Source organism: Pseudomonas sp. R1-6, from assembly GCF_051132115.1.
GTDB lineage: Bacteria > Pseudomonadota > Gammaproteobacteria > Pseudomonadales > Pseudomonadaceae > Aquipseudomonas.
Genome location: NZ_CP071662.1, coordinates 1,730,509 through 1,755,632 on the forward strand (window position 1 = coordinate 1,730,509; position 25,124 = coordinate 1,755,632).

At 53.5% G+C, this 25,124-nt stretch carries 20 protein-coding genes; 17 read left to right on the plus strand and 3 right to left on the minus strand.

Features of this window, described 5'->3' with window-relative positions; genetic code table 11:
• The first annotated feature begins 81 nt into the window (after window positions 1-81).
• From J3P81_RS08090 to J3P81_RS08135, 10 genes are all read left to right on the plus strand, one after another.
• The gene (locus J3P81_RS08090; protein ID WP_434564089.1) at window positions 82-1,932 is read left to right on the plus strand and encodes an acyltransferase family protein; all 1,851 of its coding nucleotides are present in this window, start codon (window positions 82-84) and stop codon (window positions 1,930-1,932) included.
• Complete coding sequence (gene wbpD, locus J3P81_RS08095) at window positions 1,929-2,504, plus strand: UDP-2-acetamido-3-amino-2,3-dideoxy-D-glucuronate N-acetyltransferase (protein WP_434563074.1); 576 nt, start codon at window positions 1,929-1,931, stop codon at window positions 2,502-2,504. Before J3P81_RS08090 ends, wbpD begins: the two co-directional genes overlap by 4 nt.
• Window positions 2,505-2,506: 2 nt before the next feature.
• On the plus strand, window positions 2,507-3,589 hold the full coding sequence (locus J3P81_RS08100) for a DegT/DnrJ/EryC1/StrS family aminotransferase (RefSeq protein ID WP_434563076.1): 1,083 nt from the start codon (window positions 2,507-2,509) through the stop codon (window positions 3,587-3,589).
• A gap of 131 nt (window positions 3,590-3,720) precedes the next feature.
• Window positions 3,721-4,956 (plus strand): oligosaccharide flippase family protein, encoded by a 1,236-nt coding sequence (locus tag J3P81_RS08105; protein ID WP_434563078.1) that lies wholly within the window; start codon window positions 3,721-3,723, stop codon window positions 4,954-4,956.
• Between the two features lie 89 nt (window positions 4,957-5,045).
• Entirely contained in the window at window positions 5,046-6,152 is a 1,107-nt protein-coding gene (locus tag J3P81_RS08110; RefSeq protein ID WP_434563080.1) for a glycosyltransferase family 4 protein, read from the plus strand.
• Window positions 6,153-6,156: 4 nt separating this feature from the next.
• Window positions 6,157-7,221: a non-hydrolyzing UDP-N-acetylglucosamine 2-epimerase gene (gene wecB / locus J3P81_RS08115; protein WP_434563082.1), complete on the plus strand. Its 1,065-nt coding sequence runs from the start codon at window positions 6,157-6,159 to the stop codon at window positions 7,219-7,221.
• A 46-nt stretch (window positions 7,222-7,267) separates the two neighbouring features.
• A complete protein-coding gene (locus J3P81_RS08120) occupies window positions 7,268-8,488 on the plus strand; it encodes a glycosyltransferase family 4 protein (protein WP_434563084.1) in 1,221 nt (406 codons plus the stop codon).
• Between the two features lie 13 nt (window positions 8,489-8,501).
• Entirely contained in the window at window positions 8,502-9,452 is a 951-nt protein-coding gene (locus tag J3P81_RS08125) for an NAD-dependent epimerase/dehydratase family protein (protein WP_434563086.1), read from the plus strand.
• A gap of 10 nt (window positions 9,453-9,462) precedes the next feature.
• Window positions 9,463-10,479: an MraY family glycosyltransferase gene (locus J3P81_RS08130; protein ID WP_434563088.1), complete on the plus strand. Its 1,017-nt coding sequence runs from the start codon at window positions 9,463-9,465 to the stop codon at window positions 10,477-10,479.
• Window positions 10,480-10,595: 116 nt separating this feature from the next.
• Window positions 10,596-12,590 (plus strand): polysaccharide biosynthesis protein, encoded by a 1,995-nt coding sequence (locus J3P81_RS08135; protein WP_434564090.1) that lies wholly within the window; start codon window positions 10,596-10,598, stop codon window positions 12,588-12,590.
• 600 nt (window positions 12,591-13,190) lie between these two features.
• On the opposite strand, the gene J3P81_RS08140 is transcribed toward J3P81_RS08135, so the two are convergent.
• Window positions 13,191-14,414 carry an O-antigen ligase domain-containing protein gene (locus J3P81_RS08140; protein WP_434563090.1) on the minus strand — a complete coding sequence of 408 codons (1,224 nt, stop codon included), beginning with the start codon at window positions 14,412-14,414 and terminating at the stop codon, window positions 13,191-13,193.
• A gap of 286 nt (window positions 14,415-14,700) precedes the next feature.
• On the opposite strand from J3P81_RS08140, the gene J3P81_RS08145 reads away from it, so the two are divergent.
• From J3P81_RS08145 to J3P81_RS08160, 4 genes are all read left to right on the plus strand, one after another.
• Window positions 14,701-16,749 (plus strand): acyltransferase family protein, encoded by a 2,049-nt coding sequence (locus tag J3P81_RS08145; protein WP_434563092.1) that lies wholly within the window; start codon window positions 14,701-14,703, stop codon window positions 16,747-16,749.
• 264 nt (window positions 16,750-17,013) lie between these two features.
• Window positions 17,014-17,349 (plus strand): ComEA family DNA-binding protein, encoded by a 336-nt coding sequence (locus J3P81_RS08150; RefSeq protein WP_420767818.1) that lies wholly within the window; start codon window positions 17,014-17,016, stop codon window positions 17,347-17,349.
• 149 nt (window positions 17,350-17,498) lie between these two features.
• Entirely contained in the window at window positions 17,499-18,152 is a 654-nt protein-coding gene (locus J3P81_RS08155) for a GntR family transcriptional regulator (protein ID WP_434563095.1), read from the plus strand.
• A gap of 16 nt (window positions 18,153-18,168) precedes the next feature.
• Window positions 18,169-19,020, plus strand: coding sequence for an urea carboxylase-associated family protein (locus tag J3P81_RS08160; protein ID WP_434563097.1), 852 nt, complete (start codon window positions 18,169-18,171; stop codon window positions 19,018-19,020).
• 167 nt (window positions 19,021-19,187) lie between these two features.
• Here J3P81_RS08160 and J3P81_RS08165 read toward each other — a convergent pair whose 3' ends face one another.
• Both J3P81_RS08165 and eat read right to left on the minus strand, forming a co-directional pair.
• Window positions 19,188-19,355 carry a DUF2897 family protein gene (locus J3P81_RS08165; RefSeq protein ID WP_003183831.1) on the minus strand — a complete coding sequence of 56 codons (168 nt, stop codon included), beginning with the start codon at window positions 19,353-19,355 and terminating at the stop codon, window positions 19,188-19,190.
• 119 nt (window positions 19,356-19,474) lie between these two features.
• A complete protein-coding gene (eat, locus tag J3P81_RS08170; protein ID WP_420767821.1) occupies window positions 19,475-20,839 on the minus strand; it encodes an ethanolamine permease in 1,365 nt (454 codons plus the stop codon).
• Window positions 20,840-21,243: 404 nt separating this feature from the next.
• On the opposite strand from eat, the gene kdpF reads away from it, so the two are divergent.
• From kdpF to kdpB, 3 genes are read left to right on the plus strand one after another with little or no spacing between them, the layout of a single operon-like run.
• Entirely contained in the window at window positions 21,244-21,333 is a 90-nt protein-coding gene (gene kdpF, locus J3P81_RS08175) for a K(+)-transporting ATPase subunit F (protein WP_032863112.1), read from the plus strand.
• An 8-nt stretch (window positions 21,334-21,341) separates the two neighbouring features.
• Window positions 21,342-23,036 (plus strand): potassium-transporting ATPase subunit KdpA, encoded by a 1,695-nt coding sequence (gene kdpA, locus J3P81_RS08180; RefSeq protein ID WP_434563099.1) that lies wholly within the window; start codon window positions 21,342-21,344, stop codon window positions 23,034-23,036.
• 9 nt (window positions 23,037-23,045) lie between these two features.
• Complete coding sequence (gene kdpB / locus J3P81_RS08185; RefSeq protein ID WP_434563101.1) at window positions 23,046-25,100, plus strand: potassium-transporting ATPase subunit KdpB; 2,055 nt, start codon at window positions 23,046-23,048, stop codon at window positions 25,098-25,100.
• Window positions 25,101-25,124 lie beyond the last annotated feature (24 nt).

Genomic DNA, 25,124 nt, shown 5'->3' on the forward strand with positions numbered 1-25,124 from the left:
CCCGTTTTCAAATTTCCCCAAGCAGGATCGCGAGCCAGCGTGTCGAACAATAATTTCAACAAGCCAAAAGAAGCGGGTGCGATGCGTCACGCGCGCAATATTCGTTTCGATATTCAGGGCTTGCGTGCAATCGCCGTGCTGGCGGTCATGCTTTATCACGCCAATAATGGCTGGCTGAAAGCCGGGTATGTTGGCGTTGACATATTTTTCGTCATCTCTGGCTTCATCATAACGGCATTGTTGACCGAGCGAAGTGACAAGGTCGATCTCATCGCATTCTATGCCAGCCGCGTCAAGCGCATTCTACCGGCGTATTTCGTCATGCTGGTGGTTGTGTGCGCGCTCTCCGCGTTTATGTTTGTGCCTGATGACTTTGCATTTTTCCTCGACAGCCTGATGTCGTCGGCGCTGTTTACCAGCAACCAGTACTTCTCTGGCTTCGGCAGTTATTTCGCGCCGCGGGCCGATGAGTTGCCGCTTTTGCATACCTGGTCCTTGGCCATTGAGATGCAGTTCTATCTGTTCTTTCCAGTGCTGGTCATTTTCTTGCCAAAGCAATGGCGCCTCATGGCGTTTGCCTTGCTAGCCGCCAGTCTGTTTGCCTGGAGCGGTTACCGCGAACTGAGTGAATCGCAAGACAGGATGTACTTTGCCCTGTCGGCACGGATTCCCGAGTTCATGGTCGGTGCCATCGTTGCCTTGCTAATGCGCCAGCGCGAACTACCCATGTTACTTGCAAGCGTGTTCGGTGGCCTGGGCGCAATCCTGCTGGCCTGGGCAGTGCTGGCTATCGATAAACAACACTTCCCAGGCTTCTGGTCCATGCTACCTTGTGTCGCGGCAGGGCTGCTCATCGCCGCCCGGCGTGGTCCAGTCAGCGCGTTGCTTGCCACTCGGCCAATGGTCTGGATCGGCGGCATTTCCTATTCGCTGTACCTGTGGCACTGGCCGGTGCTGGCATTCATTCGCTATTACACGGGGCAGTACGAGCTGACGGCCGCATGGTTGCCAATTTTCGTGGCCAGTTCTGTTCTGCTGGCATGGCTTTCCTATCGCTTGGTCGAAACACCCGCCAGAAACGCTTCCGGCATGATGCGCCAAGTGCCCAAGTGGGCTGTAGCCGGTACTGTGGTCGTGCTGGTGGCATGGGGAGGGCAACGTATCAACGCCTCGCTGGTCGCTCCTTTGTCGGTGGAGCTCACCCGCTATGCTGCTCCAGAGCTTATCTGCCATGGCACGCAAGTGGGCGCGTGCAAGCGAGGCAAGGCGGATGCCGAAGTCTCCGTCCTGGTAATTGGCGATAGCCATGCTGCTCAATTGAACTACTTCTTCGACCAGGTGGGCGAAGAGCAGGGCGTCGCTTACCGTGTGCTCACTGCCAGCAGTTGCGTGCCTATCCCCGGCTTCGACTTTGAACGCCTGCCAGCCTGGGCGCAGAAACCTTGCCGCGCTCAGATCGAGGCCGTGGCAGGCGAGTTGCCGAAGGTGGAGAGGGTGATAATCGCAGGGATGTGGCAGTACCAGATGCAGAGCCAAGCATTTGCCAAGGCGTTCGCTGAATTTCTCGTCGATACCGCAGGAGCCCATAAACATGTCGTGGTTCTTGCTCAGATACCTATGTTTGAAACAGACGTACAGCGGGTAAGGCGCTTTACCGAGATTGGCCTGCCGGCACCATTGAGGTTCAATCACGAGTGGCAGGCTGCCAACCAACAAGTTCAGGCCATTGTCGACGGCACGCCCGGCGTGCGTTTCCTGGACCTTTCCAATAGCAGCTTCTTTGCCGCTGCGCCTTATCAGCAAGGCTTGCTCATCTACCGTGACAGCCACCACCTCAACGAAGTAGGTGCAAGTCGTTATGGGCACTATGCTGCCGAGCAACTGCAACGTGCTCTCGATCAACCTCAGCCCAATGTGAGTCTGAAGCCATGAACTACTATCAGCATCCAAGCGCGATCGTCGATGAGGGCGCGCAGATCGGTGAAAACTCCCGTGTCTGGCACTTCGTCCATGTTTGTGGGGGCGCCCGCATCGGTGTCGGCGTTTCGCTCGGTCAGAATGTGTTTGTTGGCAACAAGGTCGTGATCGGCGACCGCTGCAAGGTCCAGAACAATGTGTCGGTCTACGACAATGTCACGCTGGAGGAGGGTGTGTTCTGTGGCCCTAGCATGGTCTTCACCAATGTCTACAATCCGCGTTCGCTGATCGAGCGCAAGGACCAATACCTCGATACGCTGGTAAAAAAGGGCGCGACGCTTGGCGCCAATTGCACCATCGTCTGCGGCGTTACCATTGGTGAATATGCCTTTGTCGGCGCCGGCGCGGTCATCAACAAAGATGTACCGGCCTATGCATTGATGGTGGGTGTGCCCGCACGACAGATTGGCTGGATGAGCGAATTTGGCGAGCAGCTGCAGTTGAACGAGCAGGGCGAGGGATTTTGCTCGCACACGGGGGCGCGCTACGTGCGTAACGGAAAATTTCTGAACAAGACGGATGCCTGAGCATGATTGAATTCATCGACCTGAAAAGCCAACAAGCACGTATCAAGGACAAGATCGATGCCGGCATCCAGCGTGTTTTGAGCCACGGCCAGTACATTCTCGGCCCGGAAGTGCAAGAACTGGAGGAGCGCCTGGCCGCCTTTACCGGCGCTAAGTTCTGCATCAGTTGTGCCAACGGCACGGATGCCCTGCAGATCGCGCAGATGGCTCTGGGCATAGGTCCTGGCGACGAGGTAATCACTCCGGGCTTCACCTATATCGCTACTGCCGAAACAGTTGCGTTGCTGGGAGCCAAGCCTGTTTACGTAGACATCGACCCACGCACCTACAACCTCGACCCGCAGTTGCTAGAAGCAGCAATTACGCCGCGCACGAAAGCTATCATTCCGGTGTCCCTATATGGCCAATGCGCTGACTATGATGCGATTAATGCGATTGCCACTAAACATTCGATCCCGGTTATTGAGGATGCGGCGCAAAGCTTTGGCGCGACCTACAAAGGTAAACGCTCTTGTAACCTTACGACAATAGCGTGTACCAGCTTTTTTCCAAGCAAGCCATTAGGATGCTATGGCGACGGCGGTGCGATATTTACTAACGATGAGGAGTTGGCTAAGGTGCTACGACAGATAGCCCGACATGGCCAAGACCGTCGCTACCATCATGTACGTGTAGGGGTTAACAGTCGCTTGGACACGCTGCAAGCGGCAATACTCTTGCCTAAGCTTGAAATTTTTGAGACGGAAATTCAGCATCGTCAACGTATTGCCAACTACTACGATAAGTCACTCAAGGCCGTTGGTATAACCACAACTCCCCATGTGGAGGAGTGGAATATGAGTGCCTACGCTCAATATACTATTCTCATTGATGGTCGGGAATTATTACAGGGTAAGTTAAAGGCAGAAGGGATTCCAACTGCTGTCCATTACCCCATCCCGCTTAACAAACAGCCCGCCGTTGCTGATACTGGCGTTTATTTACCGATGGGGGACAGTGTCGCGGAACAGGTTCTGAGCTTGCCAATGCACCCTTATTTGAGTGAGCAAGCCATTTCAGCGGTTTGTGCCGCGCTGGTACATTGAGCTATGTTTGGCCATCCAATCAATAAGAAAAGAATTTTTCTAACGATTCTTTGTGGTTTTGTGAGCTTTGTTGAGTTGGTATTTTTAGCGAGCTTCGGTAAAAGGCTCTTAGGGCGGGCTAGGAGTACTAATTGAAACGTATTTTTTTTTCCCGTATTTGCAATGTGCTAATTGGGACTTCAGGTGCACAACTAATCTCGCTTGGTGTAATGCTGATTTTGGTCAGGTTGTATTCTCCAGAAGAGCTGGGGGCTTTCAACGTCTGGCTCTCATTCGCAACTATAATGGCCGTTCTGGTCACCGGTCGTTACGAGCTTGCTTTATTCAGCGGTGAGGCGAATGATGATTCCAAGTCAATCGTAAAGTTAGTCCTGCTTACCTCAATCGCGTTATCAATATTAGGTACGCTATCAATCGCTATAGCGAGTTCGTTTTTCGAGCAGATCCCGCCGATCGTTAAAAGTTGCTCTCTTGTTATGGCGATCGTAGTGTTTGGAATGGGAGTGAATAAGGCGCTTCTTTCGTTATTGGTTTTTCAGCAAGCCTTTAATAAGTTGGGAGTTGCTAGAATCGCCCTGGCAGCAGCAATCGCCGTGGCTCAAGTGCTAGCGGGGTATTTTGCGTTAGGTGTAAGCGGACTGATCTATGGGCAAGCTCTTGGCGTGCTATTGGCCACATTGTTAGTCTTTTTCTGGTTCGACCGCTCTTGGCTAAGAGCGTGTTGGAGTGAAGACATTGGTAATGTATGGGGCGTAGCATACAGATACAGAAATTTTCCTAAAATATCACTGCCTTCTAGTCTGGTCAATACTGTGGCCAGCCAATTACCCGTCATCTTGATAGCCTCACGGTTCGGTGCGGAGGCTGCAGGTTGGTTTGCGTTGACAGTCAAAATGATGGGGGCTCCGGTTACTTTACTTGCTGCTTCGGTTCTGGATGTTTTCAAGGAGCAAGCTGCGCGGGATTATCGAGCTACAGGGTCGTGCCGTTCAATTTTTCTACGTACCTTCGTAGTTTTATCACTGTTGGCTTTTCCGCCTTTTCTTCTATTCTGGTGGCTAGGGGAATGGGCATTTGTTTTTGTATTTGGCTCGGAGTGGGTTGAATCAGGTAAGTATGCGATCCTGTTAATACCAATGTTCTATATGCGATTTGTCGTAAGTCCGCTAAGTTACACTATATATATAGCCCAAAAGCAAGGAATGGACCTGATTTGGCAGTTGGCGTTGTTGGCAATCACTGCTGGGTGCTTTTTACAGGCTGGCGAGATTGTTAAGGCGTTGTGGTGGTACTCCGTAAGCTATGCCATAATGTATGTTCTTTATTTTTTGATGTCTTATCGCTGTGCTCAAGGAGGGTCCTCATGATGGTAATGGCTAATTATGATGCGGGCATATAACGATCCGGGGCGACATCTCAGCGCTCATTGTTTGGAAGAATCAAAGAGGGGCTTTTTTTGAAAATTGCACATGTAACTTCGGCTCACTCTCGTTTTGATATTAGAATTTTCCAAAAAGAATGCAAAACATTAGCTCTGCATGGTTATGATGTTTACTTGGTGGTTGCCGATGGCAAGGGTGACGAAAGTGCCGAAGGCGTCAACATTATAGATGCTGGGTTCTTGCCTGGACGTTTGAATCGGATGTTCAGGACTACAAGAATGGTTTACAGCAAGGCCGTTTCAGTTAAGGCGGACGTATATCATTTGCATGACCCTGAGCTTATTCCGGTTGGCCTTAAGTTAAAGAAGCTTGGAAAGACTGTAATCTTTGATTCGCACGAGGATGTTCCAAAACAGATATTAAGCAAACCTTACTTGGATCCTTTGTCACGAAGGGTTCTTTCATTTGCCTTTTCCGCTTATGAACGATTCGCATGTCGAAAGATGGATGGTGTTTTGACTGCGACTCCATACATACGAGATAAATTTTTATCTATTAACTCTAATGTTATGGATATAAATAATTTTCCTTTAGTGGGTGAGCTTTCAGCTGATGTTGAGTGGAGCGAGAAAAGGCGCGAGGTTTGCTATGTCGGAGGGATAACCTCAATTAGAGGCATTCGCGAGGTTGTGGACGCGATGGGTCTTGCTCATTCGGGCGCGCGATTAAATTTAGTAGGTGGTTTTTCCGAACCCGGTGTTGAGGCCCATGTTAAAGGCGGTTCCGGTTGGGCTTCAGTTAATCAATGTGGCCAGCTGGGGCGTGCCGAAGTGCGTGACGTCATGGCTCGGTCTGTTGCAGGTTTGGTTACCTTTTATCCGTTACCTAATCATATTGATGCACAACCTAATAAAATGTTCGAGTACATGTCTTCGGGTATTCCGGTTATCGCCTCCAATTTTCCCCTGTGGCGCGAGATTATAGAAGGAAATGATTGTGGGATCTGTGTAGATCCGTTGAGCCCCCGGTCTATCGCCAATGCGATTGACTTTATAATGGAAAATCCCGAACAAGCCGGGCAAATGGGCCGCAACGGTCAAAAAGCTGTCTCTGAGCGCTACAATTGGGACGTAGAGGGTCGTAGATTACTGACCTTCTACGCTGCATTAAATAGAGGATAACGTAATGAAACTGCTTACTATTATTGGTGCTCGACCTCAGTTTATCAAGGCCAGCGTCGTGTCCAAGGCGATTGTTGAGGAACCTGGCTTGTCTGAACAGATCATCCATACTGGTCAGCATTTTGATGCCAATATGTCGGAAATTTTTTTTGAGCAATTAGGTATTCCAAGGCCCAATTTCCAATTAGATATTCATGGCGGTTCACATGGTGAGATGACCGGACGCATGTTGATCGAAATTGAGCGGGTAATGCTTCAAGAGAAACCTGATCGAGTATTGGTGTATGGAGATACGAACTCAACATTGGCCGGTGCTCTGGCGGCGGCTAAGCTCCATATTCCGGTAGCTCATGTTGAGGCTGGTCTCCGAAGCTTTAATATGCAGATGCCAGAGGAAGTTAATCGCATTTTAACTGACCAGATGAGTGACATGCTTTTTTGTCCCACGCAAACTGCGATGAATAATTTAGCTAAAGAAGGGTTCTTGGAGAAGCCTGTAAAAATACTTAATTCAGGTGATGTAATGCAGGACAGCGCAATGCTCTTTGCTCGTCATGCTTCTAGGCCAGCCGGTTTCGGTATTGCTGAGGGTTTTATTTTGGCAACATTGCATAGAGCGGAGAATACTGATGATCCGATTCGATTGCGATCTATCGTTGACGCCTTGAATACTATTCATAGGACGTTGGCGCCGGTAGTATTACCTTTACACCCGCGCACGCGAAATATGATAGTGCAAGCTGGGCTTGTACTGGAAGTCAATCTAATTGATCCGGTTGGGTACCTTGAGATGATATGGCTTCTTCAACGTTGCGGCTTAGTATTAACTGATAGCGGGGGAGTACAGAAAGAGGCCTTTTTCTTCTCAAAACCATGTGTGACCATGCGCGATCAAACGGAATGGGTCGAGCTGGTTGAGATAGGTGCGAATGTGTTGTGTGGCGCTGATAGCGGTTCGATTATTGCTGCGGTGAGTGATCGCGTTAATCATGTTGTGCATGACAGCGGGTGCCTTTACGGTGGTGGACAAGCAGCTTCGTTCATTGCCGACTGTTTGACTAACTCATGAAGCTTCTGACGTTAGATGAACGTCTAAAGTAGTGTTGGGGAAAGCAATGAATATTTGGTATATCAATCCTTACGCTGGCGGCCCTGGAGTCGGGCGCTATTGGCGTTCCTTCTACTTGGCGAGCGCTTGGAAGGCGAAGGGACACTCTGTTGAAGTTATCGCGCCAAGCTATCATCATCTAATGGATGATAGCACTGGTAGGCTCGGGTGCCAGGTTCTGGAAGGTGTGTCATATAATTTTGTGCGTTGCCCTAGATATAAAGGAAATGGCCTGGCTAGGTTCTTCTCAATGGTGTGTTTTGGCTTCTTGTTGCTATTTTCTCTCTTGCGCTTGGGTCTCAAAAAAAGGCCAGATATTATAGTATATTCATCGGCTCATCCATTTGGTTATCCGGCAGCTTTTTTTTGTGCCAAGCTTTTTAGATGCAAGATTTCATTTGAGGTTAGGGATATTTGGCCTTTGAGTTTGATAGAGGTTGCAGGTTTTAGTAAATTACACCCGGTTGTCATCTGGCTGTCGCTCATCGAGAAATTTGCCTATTTTTCAGCTGATTCAGTAATTTCGTTATTACCGGGAGCGAAGCAGCATATGGTTTCGCGCGGCATGAATCCGACAAAGTTTAGATACGTTCCAAATGGTTTTTCTTTTGATGATGTGTACAGTGCCAATGAGTCTAATAGTTCGAAGTTATTGGATGACCTTGCAAGGCTTAAATCTCAAGGAGAGTTCATTTTCTTCTACGCAGGGGCCTTGGGCGAACCCAATGCGATGCATTTGTTTTTAGATGCGCTTTGTTTTCTAAATGTCACCGGCGAGACGCCGGTGAAATTTATTATTGTTGGGAAAGGTGAGCAAGGGCCTGCTTTAAGTGAACGCTGTCGTCAGCTTGGTTATGACTTTGTTGTTTTTTATCCGCAAGTGGATAAGAGGGAAATTCGGCAAGCTCTACACCTCGTGAATGCAGGTTTTTTTGTGATGCACGACCTTCCTATTTATAGATTCGGTGTTAGTTTGAACAAACTTTATGATTATATGGCTGCCGGAATCCCTGTCGTGGCATCCTATAATGCGTGTAATGATCCAGTTGAACAGTCTGGTTGCGGTTTTTCTGTGGTTCCCGGTCAAGCTGAGCATTTAGCGAACGCTTTCAAGAAAATGATGCTGCTTGATGAAAGCGTGTTGATCGAGATGGGCGCAAAGGGTCGGTTGTTCTTGGAGAAAAATTTTGAGTATGCCGGTCTAGCACAGCGGATTCTGGAAGATTAATTAAGGTGATTGCATGCATTTGGTTACCGGGGCTTCAGGGTATATAGGTCGGCTTCTTTGTCATTGTTTGATTTCACAAGATTTCGTAGTAAAAGGCGTCGGGCGTAATGCTATCAGTTATACAGAAAATTTAGAATACGTTCGTCTGAATCTTGAATATGACCCGTTAGATGGATTATGCGATGGTGTAGAGACAATCATCCACCTAGCAGGACGGGCTCATATCCTGAACGATCAAGAAAAGGATCCTCTAGAGGTTTTCAGGCGTGCAAATGTTCATGCGACCGTTCGCTTGGCGAGGGAAGCAATGCGCCGAGGAGTTAAGAGATTTATTTTTGTGAGTTCGGTAGGGGTAAGTGCAGCAGAGACTAAGAACTCAGGGGTTTCGGAGTTGAGCGGAAATCACCCGGTCACGCCGTACGCGATTTCTAAGTTTGAAGCTGAAGAGGCTTTAAAAGAGTTGAGCAATGGCTCACCAATGGAGCTCGTCATTATTCGCCCGCCCCTGGTGTATGGAGGAGACGCCCCCGGAAACTTTCGCCGTTTATTGAAAGTGGTGAAACTTGGTATTCCGCTTCCTTTCTTGTCGTTAAATAATCAACGTAGCCTGATTGCGATAGATAATCTTGTTGACTTTATTATTCATTGCAGCAAGCATCCTGCCGCAGTGGGTGAAACCTTTTTAGTTTCCGATGGAACGGATGTCTCTACAGAGGATATGGTGCGTTTTATTTCCAGGGGTATGAGGCGGACGCCACGGTTGATATATGTACCCATTGGACTGATACGCGCAGGTGCAACGCTTATGGGGCGGGAGAGCATGTTCTCCCAATTATTCGGCTCCTTGGTCATTGATTCACGCAAAGCACATCAGCTTCTTGGCTGGACTCCTCCGCTTAACACAGTTGATGCATTGTTTAAGGCTGGCGCCGATTATATAGCCCTTTCATCACCAAAAATTTAGGGTTGAGCTCATGGCTATCCTTTTAGTAGTGCCCGTTGTATTTGTCGTTTCGCTGATATTAACCGGCGGCTTGCGGCGTTATGCTTTAGCGCGCAGCCTAATGGATGTTCCAAACGCCCGCAGTTCTCATTCGGTTCCGACGCCTCGCGGTGGCGGGGTTGCGATTGTGTTGGGGTTTCTGTCTGCGTTGCCTATCCTGGCGTTCTACGGAGGTCTCAGTTGGACGCTCGCCTGGGCGTTGCTGGGAACGGGGACAGGCATAGCGCTTTTAGGCTTTCTTGATGACCACGGCCACATCTCTGCACGCTGGAGATTGTTGGGACATTTCCTAGGTGCAGCCTGGGCGCTTTGGTGGCTAGGTGGTCTGCCCTCGGTGGAGCTGTTTGGTTTCGTTCTCAAATTAGGTTGGCTAGGGCACGTGCTCGCGGCGTTTTATCTGGTGTGGATGCTCAATCTCTTTAACTTCATGGACGGTATCGACGGAATTGCTAGCGTCGAGGCTATATGTGTTTGTCTTGGAGTCTGTCTGCTCTACTGGCTGGCAGGGTTTGACTCACTGATCTTGGCTCCGCTGGTGCTCGCGATGGCTGTAGCGGGGTTCTTATACTGGAATTTCCCCCCCGCGCGCATCTTCATGGGAGATGCAGGCAGTGGGTTCCTTGGCATCACCTTGGGCCTGTTGTCGCTGCAGGCGGCTTGGGTTTCACCTAAGCTATTATGGGTTTGGCTGATTTTGATGGGAGTTTTTATTGTTGATGCGACGGTCACGTTGTTACGTCGTTTGATACGTGGCGATAAGGTATACGAGGCTCATCGCAGCCACGCCTACCAATTCGCCTCCCGTCAGTACGGCCGCCATTTACCGGTAACGTTGGTTGTGGCTGCAATAAACATATTCTGGCTATTGCCTTTGGCTGGCTGCGTCGCACTGTGGGGTATGGACGGGGGATTGGCTTTGATGCTGGCCTATTTGCCTCTATTGGTGCTGGCCATTAGGTTCCATGCCGGTGAGCTTGAGAAAGCTTGATTTTGCTCTATGTTCGCGTTTCTTATTTATCGACTGTCCAACGCGCGAAGACTTAAACGTTCTACTCAAAGAGATGGCTTAGATTAAAGGAGCATGCCAAGGTGCGTAAGGGGTATATGGACAAATTAAGAGCTGCCCTGCTGGGATTGCCGAGACGCCATAAGCGCGCCATTCAAGTGGCCGCTGATGTCGTACTCGTCTGGCTCGCCTTATGGCTCGCTTTTGTCGTGAGGCTTGGTGTTGATGCGTTGGCCAGCCCAGTTACTACGCACCTCTGGCTCTTCGCCTCTGCTCCGCTGGTTGCTATTCCAATTTTTATCCGCTTTGGCATGTATCGGGCTGTTATGCGCTACTTCGGTAATGATGCGTTGATCACCATCTGTAAGGCTGTCAGTCTTTCAGCCTTGCTACTGGCCCTTGTCGTGTATTGGTATAGCAATCATAAAACCGTCGTGCCTCGTTCGATTATTTTCAACTACTGGTGGTTGAGCCTGATCATGATTGGTGGATTACGCCTAATGATGAGGCAGTACTTCTTGGGCGACTGGTTTACCGCTGCCCAGCATGTACCGTTTACCAGTCGTGATGACGGCCTGCCCAAGGTTGCTATATACGGAGCCGGAGCCGCTGGTAATCAGCTTGTTGCGGCGTTGCGTATGGGCCGAGTGATGCGACCGGTTGCGTTCATTGATGATGACTATAGTATTGCTGATCGTGTGATCGCAGGGCTGCAGGTTTACCAGCCCAAGCACATCCAAAAGATGATTGATGCGACAGGGGCTCAGGAGATTTTGCTAGCCGTCCCATCTTCATCTCGTGCTCGGCGACGAGAGATACTAACGTTGCTTGAGGGGTTTCCCTTGCATGTACGTAGTGTTCCCGGTTTTATGGACTTGGCCAGCGGTCGGGTTAAGGTCGATGATATTCAGGAAGTGGACATTGCTGATCTTCTTGGAAGAGACGCGGTTCCCGCACAAGCAAATTTGCTCGAACATTGCATTACAGGCCAAGCGGTCATGGTCACGGGAGCTGGTGGATCCATTGGTTCGGAGCTATGCCGGCAGATCCTATCGCTCAAGCCGACCACGCTCCTGTTGTTTGAGCACAGCGAATTCAATCTCTATAGCATTTTGGCTGAGCTGGAACCACGGATCGGCCGCGAGTCTCTATTCGTTCGTTTGCTGCCTATTTTGGGTTCCGTTCGTGACCATGAAAAACTACTCGATGTGATGAAAACTTGGGATGTTGACACGGTTTATCACGCCGCGGCGTACAAGCATGTACCAATGGTCGAACATAATATTGCTGAGGGCGTTTTTAATAATGTTATCGGAACGCTGAACACGGCTCAGGCGGCTCTAAAGGCCGGCGTATCCAATTTTGTATTGATCTCGACAGACAAAGCGGTGCGGCCAACTAATGTAATGGGAAGTACCAAACGCCTCGCCGAACTGACGTTGCAAGCTTTAAGTCGTGAGCTGGCACCTGTATTATTCGGTGACAAGGCAAACGTCTCACACGTCAACAAAACCCGCTTCACTATGGTGCGGTTTGGAAATGTGCTGGGCTCCTCCGGGTCGGTGATTCCCCTGTTTCATAAACAGATCAAGTCAGGCGGCCCGTTGACCGTCACGCATCCTAAGATTACACGCTATTTTATGACGATCCCTGAGGCCGCTCAGCTAGTGATTCAGGCTGGTTCTATGGGGCTAGGTGGGGATGTGTTCGTATTGGATATGGGTGAACCTGTTAAGATTGTTGAACTAGCAGAGAAGATGGTTCATCTATCCGGCTTGAGTATCCGTTCGGAAAAGAATCCCCAAGGCGACATTTCAATTGAATTCACCGGGTTGCGTCCTGGCGAAAAACTTTACGAAGAGTTGCTGATAGGTGACAACGTTGTCGCAACCCAGCATCCGATGATCATGAGTGCCAGCGAAGACCACCTTTCGTGGGAAGTGCTAAAAGCCAAGCTTACTGAGTTGCTGACTGCCATCGAGTCCGATGATTATACGAGAGTTCGTCAGTTGCTTCGAGATACGGTTAGCGGTTATGCCCCGGACGGAGAAATTGTAGACTGGATCTATCAACAACGTCGTCTTGAGCCCTGAAAGTGAGGTAAGCAAATGCGCCCAAGGTAACGTTGCATTGAATAGCTCCTGCTTGACTTATCTGCCATGGATTTCGGTCGGGATGTTTTTATGGGCTTATCAAGCATGGGCTCAGGTAGGCGCATAGCTGGTTTTGAGTTTAGCGCCCTCCAAATTTTTTTTATTAGAATAATTCGTCGAAATGTTCAGCTTCAGGCTTTAGTGCTGACCGGCGAGGAGGCCAGCGCCATGGGTTTGGGACGTTCTTCGTAACCGCGTCGTAGGCTACCAGCGTCCCCTTTGTCAGGCCAGGCATCACCTCGCGGCGTTGTTCACCCCGAATAGCCTACCAAATTAAGTGCGGCGGCTTTAGGTCGCTTTGGTCGAGACGAGCCCGCTCGACTTTCTTCGTCTAAGTTACCAGCGAGGCCCCAAAGAATAGGGCGATAACGAGCGTAGCCACGAATCCGATGGTAACCGAGTCAGTAACGATGCCTGGAGCATGGAAATCTGTTGAGCATCAAGCCACATGAGCGTGATATTCAAAGGTAGAATCCGGCAAACGGGCTTAGGCTTGGTGATCTAGGTCTTGTCGATATCATTATGCTACAAAATCGATATTCAATCAGGATGTTTGCCATCTCTGCCTATAAGCTTATCTGACTTAACTCGCGAAACTGAGTTATTCGGGTTAGCTGTGATTTGTTGAAGCGCCGAGGAGTAGTAGCCAAGTACCGCTGGCAACATCAGGTACGTAAAATACTTGCCGAATATTAGAAGAACTAGGCATGCCACAAGCGAAGAAAATATAAATGCGTGCTCGGCATCAGATTTGCCCTTCAGAGTGATTTTTCCGCCAATCAAAACAAGCGGTATCAAGATCAACATCAAAAAATAGATAAAGCCAAGAAGTCCGAGATCTAGCCATACGGACAATATGTTGTGGATGTAGTATCCTTTCTCGTAACTTCCATAATCTCCAAGCAGAGGGTTGTCCAAGATCCTAGAAAAACCTTGCTCTGAGATCTGGTTTCTAACAAGCGATGAGTTGTCTTCGCTTAGATTTAGAAGTCTTGTTACTCGGTTTTCGGGTAGATTCACAGCGCCAGAATACAGCGTTGCTGAAATGGCTAGAAGTAATATCATGGCTGAGGTTGCGGAAAGTGATTTAAAGTTCGATCTGCATATTTCGAACGTTACAATGAAGATAAGCAGCGCGACGAATTCACTTCGTGCTCCGTTCACGTATAGAGCATATGTCACTGCAGGGTACGATATTATTCGTAGCGTTCGAGTTTGTATATTCTTAATCGCGATAATTGAGCAAATTAAATAATATAGAGCAAACCCTTGGTAGCTAGAGATGTTTTCGGTATTGCCGGAGATGGCTCTGATTGAGAAAACGCCATTTTCCATAAAATAAAATATACAGGCGGTCATTCCTGAAACGGCTAACCAAATAAAACGTCTAGCAGCTTTGGAACGGCCCGTCATACCCTTAAATATAAGGTACACAGTTGCACATTGAATGACTGCTGTGAGATGCCAAGTTAAATGTTCATCATCATGCTTTGTAAGCGAATTGAGCGCAGCTACACCGGCGAAATAAAGAAGGAATCCCAAATAGGCAGTGTCGAACGGCTGTACTTTGAGTTTGCCAAGCGTACGAAACCCATACCGAACTCCCAACAGGACGAAGATTGAGGCACATGCAAGTCCAAAGTAGCCGCCAGCGAAGGCTGGTATGAGCCCAAGTCCGACGGATAGCTGATAGAAAAACGAGCCAGGGAACAGGGCGAGCATTGCAAAGAGGGCTAAGCGATCGGTCGCAGGATGCTGGGGCATCATAGGTCACGATAAAAGGTGGAGGCGTCGGTGGGCATCATAAATTGCATTGAAGCCACCAAGTTTAAGACGGCTGTAGCAGAGTCTCCCAGGTTCATTGTCTCTTCCTTGGATCATTCATCGTTATGCAGGGCTTGTAAATTAGCGCATTTTACATGCATTTTCGTTTTTTGTCCGATGACGAATGCCCTGTGGAGAGAGGGGGGAAGGTGGCATAAATCGGGTTTTAAGAGAGGCTTGAAGATCGTATACTCCACTGCATTTTCGCGACGGGATACGCACAGGAATGACTGTCAGGGCGGCGATACAGACCTCATCAGGCTACAAACCCTTCGTTGATGGGCTTCGGGCTTTGTCAATTTTGGCTGTTGTTGCATATCACGCTGGTATAGCCCAGTTTTCTGGCGGTTTCATTGGAGTTGACATCTTTTTTGTGATATCAGGTTTTCTGATCGTCACTCACTTACTCAGCTCCATCCAGTCCGGCGGCTTTTCATTTGGGGAGTTCTGGGCGCGGCGGGCTCTTCGCATCCTTCCCCCGTACCTGCTTGTCATTGTTTGTTGCGCCGCCGCTGCACCGATGATCCTTGTGCTCCCAAAGGAATTGACAGAGTTCGGAGACCAGGTCACCTATTCTGCTGCGATGCTTGTGAATCACTATTTCCTTGGCCAGCAAGGCTACTTTGATGGGCTGGCCGACACCAAACCGCTGCTCCATCTCTGGTCGCTGGCGGTGGAGGAGCAGTTTTATTTAGTGGCTCCGATTTTGATTTTCAGTCTGTACGCGCTAACCAGGCGTTTAACGCTCAAGTACAGGGCATCGATCTGCTTCCTCGTCATAGGAGCTATTTTTGCGGTCTCGCTCTACGGATGTATAACCATGAGCGGTGCAGGCGCAGGCAAAAATTATGCGTTCTTCCTCATGCCGCTGCGGGCCTGGGAATTTATAGCCGGCGGAGCTATCGCGATGGCCGTGCCTTATGCGCAGCGATTTCACAGAGGCATCTTGGAAGTTATGGCTGTTGCCGGCCTAGCTCTGGTGGCATATTCAGTTTTTAGGTTCACTGGGAAAAGTCCTTATCCGGCCGGGAAGGTATTCATACCCGTGCTGGGGGCGGTGCTAATCATCCTATGTGGCGTGGCGAACCCCAGGGTCTTGGTTGCCCGCGTTCTTTCGCTTCGACCGCTAGTTCTAATTGGGCTCGTATCGTATGCCTGGTATTTATGGCATTGGCCCTTGCTCACCTTCGGCCGTATCTATAACTTCGGCGAGAGAGATTTGGCCTTCGACTTAGCGATGACTGGAGCTTCCTTTTTGTTGGCCTGTGCTACGTACTTGATAATCGACAAGAAGATACTCGCTTGGAGAAGATCGCTAAAATCTGGAGCGGGATGGAAGCACGCCGTAGGCGTCCTAGCCGTCTGTGTTCCGGTATGTTTGATTGGCGTCTATATTTCGCATTCTATAGCACCAGAGGTTGCGAGAAGTTTCACTGAAGCTCAAGTGCCGAAACCACCTTCCAAGGCTGGCGGCTGCGACTTGCATATCGCCAAAGATCCCTCCAAATGCCTCCTTGCTGGCGCCGGAAAAAAAGTTGGTCTTTTGATCGGTGACTCCCACGCAGACGCGGCATATCGTGGGATTGCAAAGCATGCTGGTGAGGCGCAATCCATCCTGGCTACAATGAGTTCTGGAGGGTGCGCCGCTATTTTTAACGTCCGCATATTTAACCCAGATCTTGCCATGCGGGAGCGATGCGAAGCCGGGCGACAGAACGCGATGGGGATGATTGATAGTCTGCATCCAACGTTTGCGATCCTGTTCTCAAGCTGGTCCATCTATAGTGGCCGAGGCTATTATGCCCTTGGCGAAGAAGGCGGAAGCGTTCCGTTTGCGGACAGGCAGGCGGGCTTCGTGTCGAAGGTCAGCGGGACCATCGACGATCTTCAAGCCCGTGGTGTGGAGAGGATCCTGATAATTGGCCCGGTCCCGCTATTCAAGGCATCTGCACCGAATTGTTTGCTTCGCTCTAGGCACTACGACGTGAGTCCTGACGAGCACTGCTCAGTGACTAGGAAATCGGTAGAGGACTCTAGAAGAAACGTTGTTTCTTGGCTAGGTCAAGCCGTTGAGGGTCGTATAGGCGTTGAGTTTTTAGATCCGATAGACAGATTTTGCGATGTCGGTGTATGCAGGAGTTTTGGAGACGAAGGCGTTCTTTATACCGACACCAGCCATATAAGCGACGCGGGCCTCGAAAGAATCTATCAAGGCCATCGTAGCGCGTTCGATTGGGTGATGGGATCGGATCTGTCGGCTCACGCCTCTAACTAAGTCCAAAACGGTACTGCCCACCAATCACAAACTATACCCATCTAAGCGCGCGTCGAACGGGGGGCTTTTAAGGCGGGAGAAACCGGCCGCGTGACATTGATCGGCGCTAGCGCCGTACCCGTTTGCTGAAGAAATTCTTGAATTTCTATCAGTCCTTACGCGTTCTGTAACATTCTGATTTTTGACAAGCAGTCCCACTGACCTAAATTTGAGAAGCAGCTTCGGAAAAGCTGCTTCTCTCAACGATGTCATGGAGCGTCACCTATGCGTACAGGCTATTTCTACTCGCTGATTTTTGCCTTCCTCACCAGCGCCTCGATTGCTGTTATTGCGGCTCCAACGGTCAAGCCGGAGTCGGTTGCTTCGCCGCAGACGGTGGAGCAGCCAGCGAGAACGCAAGGTGCCAAGGTGGATTTGAACGGGGCGGATGCCGCAACTTTGCAGCGCGAGCTCTCAGGGATAGGCAAGGGCAAGGCTGAGGCAATTGTTGCCTATCGGGAGAGCAATGGGCCTTTTTCGTCGGTGGACGAACTGCTTGAAGTCAAGGGCATCGGCAAGGCGATTCTCGATAGGAATCGTGACAAGCTGGAGGTGAATTGAGGGTTGTTTAAGGGAGGCCAGTCGAATGACTGGCCTTTTTGCCATTCAACGGATGTGCTTCTTGGTTGATCGGCGAAGCTTTATCGTTGTTGGCACAAATACTGATTAGTTAACGCCAACCGATTGTTCAACAATCCAAGGCCCCACCAATGACCAGCCCCCTTTCCCTAGCCGACCAAATCACCTTCGAACTTCGCGCCGACATCATCGGCGGTCGCCTCATCCCAGGCACGGCGCTGGTGGAAAACAACCTGGTCTGTGCCTACAACGCATCTCGCAACACTATCCGCGAAGCGTTACACCGCCTCGGCCAGGAAGGCCTTGCCCGTTACGTGCGTAACAAAGGGGTAACGGTTCGCAGGTTGGGTGTCGATGATGTGCGGGATTTGTTCAAGGTCCGCCGTACCCTGGAGCTGCGGGCCATTCTGAGCAGCAATCCACTGAGCGAGTATCAAGCCGACCACATGCTCGAAGCCCTGGAGGCCGCTGAGCTGGCTCGGGATCGCGAAGATTGGCGAGCGGTGGGCACCCACAGTCTGGCCTTTCATCAGCACATCGTGGGACTGATGCGCAGTCCGTTGCTCGATGAGTTTTTTACCAACGTGGTCGCGCAACTACGCTTGGTGTTTTGTTCCGCTCCCGACGAAGCGCGCTTTCAGGCGCCGTGGCTTGCCCGTGACCGGCAGATCCATGACTGGCTCGCGGAAGGTGACAAGCCTGCTGCTCACGACGAGCTGAGCGTTTATCTCGACGATTCCGAGCAGTTGCTTGTGCACCTGCTGACTCCCGCCAACCCTCACTGATCAGAGGACCTGCGCCATGTACAAAGACTACCCAGCCGCCTACCAGGTCAGCAAAGGCTCTGCCCTCCAAGTGGACAAACCCTTCTACGACCGCATCCGCACGCAGCAGAACAAACGCACCCTGATCGAGCAGTTCGAAGTCCCAATCCGCACCGGCCGCGCCTGGCATGTGCCGGCCGGTCATGTCTTTCGCGTGACAACACCGGTCGGTCCGCAAGTCGGGGATTTCAACGTCTGGAACGCCCACGATCCACGTGAACGGCTGTGGGCGGCGCGGACGCGGCAGCTGCAGGGCGCTCATGTCAGCACCTATGATCGGTTGTGGTCGAACCTGCCATTTCTGCGGCCTTTGGTAACGATCACCGATGACAGCTTGGCCAACTACGGTATCGACGAACACGGCGGGCGTTTGCATGATTTGCTGGGGACGCGATGTGACCCGTACGTGAACAAGATGCTGACCGGCGAAGATTTCCATCATCACTGCCACTCGAACCTGACGCGTGCGGTGTTGCCCCATGGTTTGACCGAGTTCGATGTGCATGACGTGTTGAATATCTTCCAGTGCACTGGGCTGAATCATGACGACATGTATTTCATGAAGGCGTGTCCGGCGCAGAAGGGCGATTACCTGGAGTTTTTTGCGGAGATCGATTTGCTGTGTGCATTGTCGACGTGCCCTGGTGGGGATCTGTCGCTGGCGATGTGGGGGCCGGAGGCGCAGGATCCTTTAAGCGTTTGTCGTCCGCTGGGAGTGGAGATTTATCGGTTGGAGGATTCGTTGCTGCAGGGCTGGAGTCAGCCGGAGCGGGCGGCTTACAAAGGGCTGCATGGGTTGCATATTGCCAAGGCGGATTGGGAGAACTAAATACCGCAACGGCGCGAGCGGCTCTTGTGGCGAGGGAGCTTGCTCCCGCTGGGCTACGGAGCGGCCCCAGATGCGTTGAACACAATAGAACTGACACACCGGGTCAGCAGGGGTTGGGGGCGCTTCGCGCCCCAGCGGGAGCAAGCTCCCTCGCCACGAAAAGCGGGTCAGCGATCCTTCGCTTCTTTCGCATCCATCTCGGCATTGCGCTCGGCAACACGTTTGCGCTGTTCGTCCGTCAGCTCGACCTTATTGGCGGTGTCGCGCAGCATCATCAGACCACCTACGATCGAGCCGATGGCGACGATCAGGATTAACCAGGCATACCAGGGCATAGGGCTCTCCTTGAGGGGACAGTGGCCGGGCGAAAATTTCGCTGGCCATTGCCTCTACCACTTATGAGCGAAGACGGTTCGCAGTGGTTCCATACTACGCCGGTTATGCCGGGTACACCTTATAGCCCGGTCAACATCGCATCGGCCGGGGCATCGGCACGCAACTGTGCGGTCAGCACGAAATACACAAAACCCACCGCCATGAAGCCGAGGAAGATCAACCCGATCAGGGCGTTGAACCAGGCCATTGCCACCAGGCACACCACCGCCAGGGCCAAGGCGATGCCCGGCACGATCGGGTAGCCCGGCGCGCGGAAGGTGCGTTCCAGGTTGGGCTCGGTTTTGCGCAGTTTGAACAGGCTGAGCATGCTCATGATGTACATGACGATGGCGCCGAACACGGCCATGGTGATCATCGCGGCGGTGAGGGTCATGCCGCCGAGGTTGATCAGGCCGTCGCTGTAGATGGCGGCGATGCCGATCACGCCGCCGGCGATGATGGCGCGGTGCGGGGTCTGGAAACGCGACAGTTTGGCGAGGGATGCGGGCAGGTAGCCGGCGCGGGCCAGGGCGAAGAATTGGCGGGAGTAGCCGAGGATGATGCCGTGGAAGCTCGCCACCAGGCCGAACAGGCCGATCCAGACGAGCATGTGCAACCAGCCGGAGCTTTCGCCGACCACGGTTTTCATGGCTTGGGGCAGCGGGTCGTTGATGTTGGAGAGGGTGCGCCAATCACCGACGCCACCGGCGAAGAACATCACGCCCATGGCCAGCACTACCAGGGTCAGGATGCCGCTGATGTAGGCCTTGGGAATCGTGCGTTTTGGGTCCTTGGCTTCTTCGGCGGCCATGGCCGCGCCTTCGATGGCGAGGAAGAACCAGATCGCGAAAGGGATCGCCGCGAACATCCCGGCGATGGCCGGTGCGCCGAACACGTCGGAACCGGCCCAGCCGTTCAGGGCGAAACTGCTAAAGCTGAACGCTGGTGCGACCACGCCCATGAACACCAGCAGCTCGGCGACCGCGAGTACGCAGACGACTAGTTCGAAGGTCGCCGCCAATTTCACCCCGAGGATGTTCAGGCCCATGAATACGATATAGGCACCGACGGCGGCGTGTTTCGGATCGAGCGCCGGGAATTGCACGTTCAGGTAGGCGCCGATGGCGAGCGCGATGGCGGGTGGAGCGAAGACGAATTCGATCAAGGTTGCCAGCCCAGCGATCAAGCCGCCTTTCTCGCCAAAGGCCCGACGGCTGTAGGCGAACGGTCCGCCGGCATGGGGGATGGCGGTGGTCAGTTCGGTGAAACTGAAAATGAAGCAGGTGTACATGGCCGCAACCATGAACGATGTCACCAGAAAGCCCAGCGTGCCGGCCACGCCCCAGCCATAGCTCCAGCCGAAGTACTCGCCGGAAATCACCAGGCCGACGGCGATGCCCCATAAATGCAGGGTGCCAAGCGTGGGTTTGAGTTGTGTGTTCATTGGTGGCTCCCCTCGATAAGTAGCAAAAGCGCTGGGGGAGGGCAGTGCAGTGGGCGTGCCAGTATGGTTCAGGCGGTCGTAATGGAGAAAATGGTGTCGTATCGGGGATGTTCGTGGCTGGATAGGCTGGGTTTGTGCCCCAGTTCGGAGCGCTGGTACCTGGGCTGGCCTCATCGCGAGCAAGCCCGCTTCCACAGGGGATCTTCAGTGGGTCCGAATTTTTCGTTCCCAACCCGAGCAATGCGGGAGAGAGCTTGCTCGCGATGAGGCCCGCCCGGGCAACCAAGAAGCCGATTTTTACAATTTCTTTATCCCCCCACCCAACCCTCGATCTCGCACCTTTACACCCTCCCTACCGACAATCTCTCCACACACGGCACGACGCCGTACCACGGAGAAATCCCATGAGTGTTCTGGACGGGGTGTCGCTGCTGTTGGCAGTGGCGCTGTTCATTTATCTGTTGGTTGCGCTGTTGCGCGCGGACCGGGGTTAGGAGCGGTTATGCACGGCTATGACTACGGGCTGATCCTTGGCTTTTTTGCACTGGTGCTGATTCCGGCACCGTTCCTGGGGCGGTTCTACTATCGGGTGATGGAAGGCCAGCGCACCTGGCTTTCACCGGTGTTTGGGCCGGTGGAGAGGTGTTGTTACAAGGTGGCCGGTGTCGATCCGACCACCGAGCAGAGTTGGCAGAAGTACACCTTGGCCTTGCTCGCCTTCAACCTGGCGGGTTTCGCTTTGTTGTTCGCGGTTCTGTTGTTGCAAGGGCATTTGCCACTCAACACCGAAAACCTGCCCGGCATGGAATGGACCCAGGCCTTCAACACGGCGGTCAGTTTCATGACCAACACCAACTGGCAGTCCTACAGCGGTGAGGCGTCCCTCAGTTACTTGAGCCAAATGATCGGCCTGACGGTGCAGAACTTCGTCAGCGCCGCCACTGGCCTGGCTGTGCTGGTGGCGTTGTGTCGTGGGATCGGGCGCAAGTCCGCCACGACCCTCGGCAATTTCTGGGTCGACCTGACCCGCGCCACGCTCTACGGATTGTTGCCGCTGTGCCTGGTACTGGCGCTGTTTCTGGTGTGGCAGGGCGTTCCGCAGACCTTCGCGCATTACATACATGGCGTGACGATGCAGGGCGTGGATCAAGTGATCCCGCTCGGGCCGGCGGCCAGCCAGATTGCAATCAAGCAATTGGGCACCAATGGCGGCGGTTTCTTCGGCGTCAACTCGGCGCACCCGTTCGAGAACCCGACGGCCTGGACCAATCTGTTCGAAGTCGCGTCGATCATCCTGATTCCGGCGGCGCTGGTGTTCACCTTCGGCCACTACGTCAAGGACCTGCGCCAGAGCCGGGCGATCATCGCCTGCATGCTTGCGCTGTTCCTGATCGGCGGCGCGACGTCGCTGTGGGCCGAGTCCCAACCCAATCCAGCCCTCGACAACGCCGCGGTTGAGCAAGCCGCGCCGCTGGAAGGCAAGGAGGCGCGCTTCGGCACCACTGCCACGGTGCTTTGGTCAGTGACGACCACGGCGGCGTCCAACGGCTCGGTCAACGCCATGCACGACAGCCTCAACCCCCTCAGCGGCATGGTGGCGCTGATGAACATGATGGTCGGCGAGGTGGTCTTCGGCGGCGTCGGGGCCGGTCTCTACGGGATGTTGCTGAATGTGCTGATTGCGGTGTTCCTCGCCGGGTTGATGATTGGTCGCACGCCCGAATACCTGGGCAAGAAGCTCGGTGCCCGGGAAGTGCAATTGCTGGTGGTAACGCTGCTGGTGATGCCCGTCAGCGTGCTGGTGCTCGGCGCTATTGCCGCAAGCCTGCCCGGCCCTGCGGCGGCGGTGAGCAACCCTGGCGCCCACGGTTTCAGCCAATTGCTCTACGCCTACACCTCGGCGGGGGCCAACAACGGTTCGGCTTTCGCCGGTTTTGGCGCCAACACGCCGTTTCACAATCTGATGCTGGGCCTGGGCATGTTGATTGGCCGTTTCGGCTACATCCTGCCGGTGCTGGCGTTGGCCGGTAGCCTGGCGATGAAAAAGCCCGCCCCTGTCGGCCAGAACAGCTTTCCCACCCACGGCCCGCTGTTCGTAACGTTGCTGACCGTGACCATCCTGTTGGTCGGCGGCCTGACCTTCCTGCCAACCCTGGCCCTGGGCCCGATCGCCGAACACCTGAGCCTGGGTTTCTGAGGATTTGAGATGAACATGCCGATGAGCAAGACCGTCGTCGCCAAGGCGCCGGAGCAACCGAAAACCAATCTGTCGGCGCTGTGGCGGCCTGCGTTGGTGCAAGCTTTCGTCAAGCTTGATCCACGCCAGTTGCACCGTGCGCCGGTGATGCTGGTGGTGGAACTCACCGCGATCCTCACCACCGTGCTGTGCCTAATTCCCGACAGCACCGTGCCGACTTTCGTGGCCGCGCAGATTGCCCTGTGGCTGTGGTTCACAGTGTTGTTCGCCAACTTCGCCGAAGCCTTGGCCGAAGGGCGCGGCAAGGCTCGCGCCGACAGCCTCAAGGCTGGCAGTGAAGGCTTGAGTGCCCGCCGCCAGACGGCGGACGGTTTCGAGGTGATACCCGCCACACGCCTGCGCAAAGGCGATGTCGTTCGCGTTGCGGCGGGGGAAATGATCCCCGGCGACGGCGAAGTGATCGAAGGCATCGCGGCGGTCAATGAAGCGGCGATCACCGGGGAGTCGGCGCCGGTCATTCGCGAATCGGGCGGGGATCGCTCGGCGGTTACCGGCAATACGCGGCTGGTCTCCGATTGGTTGTTGGTGCGCATCACCAGCAATCCCGGCGAATCCACCCTGGATCGCATGATCGCCCTGGTGGAAGGCGCCAAACGCCAGAAAACCCCGAACGAAGTGGCGCTGGATATCTTGCTGATTGGTCTGACGCTAATCTTCCTGCTGGTGGTGGTGACGTTGCAGCCGTTCGCCCATTTCGCCAACGGCAGCCTGCCGCTGGTGTTCCTGGTGGCGCTGTTGGTGACGTTGATCCCCACCACCATCGGCGGCTTGCTGTCGGCTATCGGCATCGCCGGGATGGATCGCCTGGTACGCCTGAACGTGATCGCCAAGTCCGGCCGCGCCGTGGAAGCAGCGGGGGATGTGCACGTGTTGATGCTGGACAAGACCGGCACCATCACGTTTGGTAACCGTCGTTGCGCAGCGGTCTATGCCGCCCCGGGCGTAAGCGCCAAGGAGCTGGCCGAAGGCGCGTTGTTCGCCTCGTTGGCCGACGATACGGCCGAGGGCAAGTCCATCGTCGAATACCTGCGTGGGTTGCATCCTCAGGCTGAACCCGCCGCGGAGTCGCTGACAGCCGTGCCATTCACTGCCGAAACACGCTTGTCCGGCGTGGATTATCAGGGGCGCGTGTATCGCAAGGGCGCGGTGGATTCGCTGCTGGCTTTCATTGGCTTGCCCCGTGACGGACTGCCCTCCGCATTGGGCCGGGAAGTCGACAAGATCGCCCAGAGCGGCGGCACGCCGTTGCTGGTCTGCGTGGACGGAAAATTGCTCGGCGCCATTCACCTCAAGGACGTGGTGAAGCCCGGCATCCGCGAGCGCTTTGCCGAGCTGCGCAAACTGGGGATCCGCACCGTGATGGTCACGGGCGACAACCCGCTGACCGCTGCCGCGATTGCCGCCGAAGCCGGCGTGGATGATGTGCTGGCCGAGGCCACGCCGGAGAAAAAACTGGCGCGCATTCGCCATGAGCAGAACGATGGTCGACTCGTCGCCATGTGTGGCGACGGCGCCAACGACGCTCCGGCCCTGGCCCAGGCCGATGTAGGCATGGCGATGAACGACGGCACCCAGGCCGCGCGCGAGGCGGCCAACATGGTCGACCTCGACAGCGATCCGACCAAGTTGCTGGACGTGGTGCAGATCGGCAAGGAACTGCTGGTGACCCGGGGCGCGCTCACCACGTTTTCCGTCGCCAATGATATCGCCAAGTACTTCGCCATCCTGCCGGCGCTGTTCGCCTCCATCTATCCGCAGCTCGGCGTATTGAACGTCATGCATTTGCAGAGCCCGCAAAGCGCGATCCTGTCGGCCATCGTCTTCAACGCCCTGATCATCGTCGTGTTGATCCCCCTGGCCCTGCGCGGCGTGCGAGTGCAAGCCGCGAGCGCGGCGGCCTTGCTGCGCCGCAACCTGCTGATCTACGGCCTGGGCGGGATCGCGGTGCCGTTCGTGGGGATCAAGGCGATCGATCTATTGCTGACGGGATTGGGGTTGGTTTGAGCCTGAAGACATCCATCAACTGAG

Bases quoted from the DNA above. Each gene is read 5' to 3' on its own strand.
- J3P81_RS08090 (WP_434564089.1), top strand. From the start codon at position 82: ATGCGTCACGCGCGCAATATTCGTTTCGATATTCAGGGCTTGCGTGCA.
- kdpA (WP_434563099.1), top strand. From the start codon at position 21,342: ATGCACGGCTATGACTACGGGCTGATCCTTGGCTTTTTTGCACTGGTG.
- J3P81_RS08150 (WP_420767818.1), top strand. From the start codon at position 17,014: ATGCGTACAGGCTATTTCTACTCGCTGATTTTTGCCTTCCTCACCAGC.
- wecB (WP_434563082.1), top strand. From the start codon at position 6,157: ATGAAACTGCTTACTATTATTGGTGCTCGACCTCAGTTTATCAAGGCC.
- J3P81_RS08130 (WP_434563088.1), top strand. From the start codon at position 9,463: ATGGCTATCCTTTTAGTAGTGCCCGTTGTATTTGTCGTTTCGCTGATA.
- J3P81_RS08135 (WP_434564090.1), top strand. From the start codon at position 10,596: ATGGACAAATTAAGAGCTGCCCTGCTGGGATTGCCGAGACGCCATAAG.
- J3P81_RS08160 (WP_434563097.1), top strand. From the start codon at position 18,169: ATGTACAAAGACTACCCAGCCGCCTACCAGGTCAGCAAAGGCTCTGCC.
- kdpF (WP_032863112.1), top strand. From the start codon at position 21,244: ATGAGTGTTCTGGACGGGGTGTCGCTGCTGTTGGCAGTGGCGCTGTTC.
- kdpB (WP_434563101.1), top strand. From the start codon at position 23,046: ATGAACATGCCGATGAGCAAGACCGTCGTCGCCAAGGCGCCGGAGCAA.
- J3P81_RS08120 (WP_434563084.1), top strand. From the start codon at position 7,268: ATGAATATTTGGTATATCAATCCTTACGCTGGCGGCCCTGGAGTCGGG.
- eat (WP_420767821.1), bottom strand. From the start codon at position 20,839: ATGAACACACAACTCAAACCCACGCTTGGCACCCTGCATTTATGGGGC.
- J3P81_RS08125 (WP_434563086.1), top strand. From the start codon at position 8,502: ATGCATTTGGTTACCGGGGCTTCAGGGTATATAGGTCGGCTTCTTTGT.
- J3P81_RS08165 (WP_003183831.1), bottom strand. From the start codon at position 19,355: ATGCCCTGGTATGCCTGGTTAATCCTGATCGTCGCCATCGGCTCGATC.
- J3P81_RS08100 (WP_434563076.1), top strand. From the start codon at position 2,507: ATGATTGAATTCATCGACCTGAAAAGCCAACAAGCACGTATCAAGGAC.
- J3P81_RS08155 (WP_434563095.1), top strand. From the start codon at position 17,499: ATGACCAGCCCCCTTTCCCTAGCCGACCAAATCACCTTCGAACTTCGC.
- J3P81_RS08140 (WP_434563090.1), bottom strand. From the start codon at position 14,414: ATGCCCCAGCATCCTGCGACCGATCGCTTAGCCCTCTTTGCAATGCTC.
- J3P81_RS08145 (WP_434563092.1), top strand. From the start codon at position 14,701: ATGACTGTCAGGGCGGCGATACAGACCTCATCAGGCTACAAACCCTTC.
- wbpD (WP_434563074.1), top strand. From the start codon at position 1,929: ATGAACTACTATCAGCATCCAAGCGCGATCGTCGATGAGGGCGCGCAG.